Genomic DNA, 1,585 nt, shown 5'->3' with positions numbered 1-1,585 from the left:
TTGACCGAGGTCGTGTGAAAACGCGATTTCGAGCGACGTGTGATGGCAGCTGTTTGGGCGTGATCCGCGGCGGCAAAAGGGTTCAGACTGCCAGAGCCCTCAGCAGAGGCCCGGCACCCAGGATATTGATCATCCGCTTCAGGTTGTAGGCCAGCACGTGCAGGCTCATCTCGGTTTTGACCTTCTCCAAGGTCTTCATCAGGAAGTGAGTACTGCCCATCCAGGCTTTGATGGTCCCAAACGGATGCTCCACCGTCTGTCGGCGAATGCTCATGGCCTCGGGCATGCGCTCGAGCCGGGCCTGCATCCGGTCGAGCACATCTTCATGCTGCCAGCGCTTCACCCGCTTGTGCTTGTCCGGCGTGCACCGGGGCTTGAGAGCACAAGTCGGACAGGCCGTCAGATTGCGGTAGTGATCGATATTGTCCCGGCGGTCTGAGCGCACCTTGCCCTTCGTCAGGTGCTGGCCCGCCGGGCAGGTGTAGCGGTCGTGCTCGGCGTCATAGACGAAGTCCCGCCCGGTGAAGAGGCCCTTGTTAGTATTGCCGGAGGTCTGGGTCTTGGGAACGTAGGGCAGGACCCCCGTTCCTTCGCAGGCCAGCACCTCGTCGCCGTTGTAGTAGCCTCGGTCGGCCAGCACGATGAGTTCCTCACAAGGCATCACATCCCGGGCTTGCTGCCCCATCGCCAGCAGTTGTGTGCGGTCGTTGCCGACATTGGTCACCTCGTGCGCGACGATCAGATGATGCTCGGCTTCCACCGCCATCTGCACGTTGTAGCCCACAATGCCAGTGCCTTTGCCGCTGGTGGCCATCGAGCGTGCGTCCGGATCAGTCAGAGAGATCTGCTGGTCGGGCGCGGCCTCCACCTGCTGCTGCATCTCCTTCAGGGACTGCATCGACCGGCGCAGGCCCTTGATCTTCTCCTTTAGGCGGGTTGTCCTGGCCTCAGTCTCCTCGCCACCCTGCCGGTCGGCGCGATCCAGAGCGGTCAGGTAGCGGGCGATACCGGCCTCCACCTGCTCGATGCGCTTGGCCACCTTGGCGACCGTGAAGTTCTTGTCGCGGTTGTTGACAGCCTTGAACTTGGAGCCGTCGAGGGCCACCACCGCCCGAGTGAACAGGTTGAGCTTGCGGCACAGCCCGATGAACTGCGCACACACCGCACGGATGGCCGGTCCGTTGTCGCGGCGGAAGTCGGCAATGGTCTTGAAGTCCGGCATCAAGCGGCCGGTGAGCCAGATCAGCTCGAGGTTGCGCTGGGTCTCCCGTTCCAGGCGGCGACTGGACGGGACGCGGTTGAGATAGCCGTAGATGTAGATCTTGAGCAGGGTGGCGGGATGATACGCTGGACGTCCTGTTGCCTCCGGCGCCACCCCGGCAAAGCCGAGGGCCGCCAGATCCAGCTCGTCCACGAAGGCTTCAACGATGCGCACGGGATTGTCGGGCGCCACATAGTCGTCCAGGCAATCAGGAAGCAGGGTGGTCTGCCGGCGGTCTTCCCCTTCAACGAAACGCTTCATGCTGCCCTCCGCCGATCACGATCAGCTTAGCAGATCAAGGCGTTTCCACACAGCCTGGACCCA

The 1,585-nt window shown here is 62.6% G+C and carries 1 protein-coding gene; it reads right to left on the bottom strand.

Features of this window, described 5'->3' with window-relative positions:
• Positions 1–82 precede the first annotated feature (82 nt).
• Complete coding sequence (locus tag VB618_RS19715) at positions 83–1,522, bottom strand: IS1182 family transposase (protein ID WP_329798455.1); 1,440 nt, start codon at positions 1,520–1,522, stop codon at positions 83–85.
• Positions 1,523–1,585 lie beyond the last annotated feature (63 nt).

The sequence above is a fragment of the Microvirga sp. CF3062 genome, assembly GCF_036314045.1.
GTDB lineage: Bacteria > Pseudomonadota > Alphaproteobacteria > Rhizobiales > Beijerinckiaceae > Microvirga.
The sequence above is the reverse complement of the archived record's forward strand: the minus strand, read 5'-3'. Positions and strand labels throughout refer to the sequence as shown.

Excerpts from the sequence above, each read along its gene's own strand:
- VB618_RS19715 (WP_329798455.1), bottom strand. The coding sequence starts at position 1,522 with ATGAAGCGTTTCGTTGAAGGGGAAGACCGCCGGCAGACCACCCTGCTT.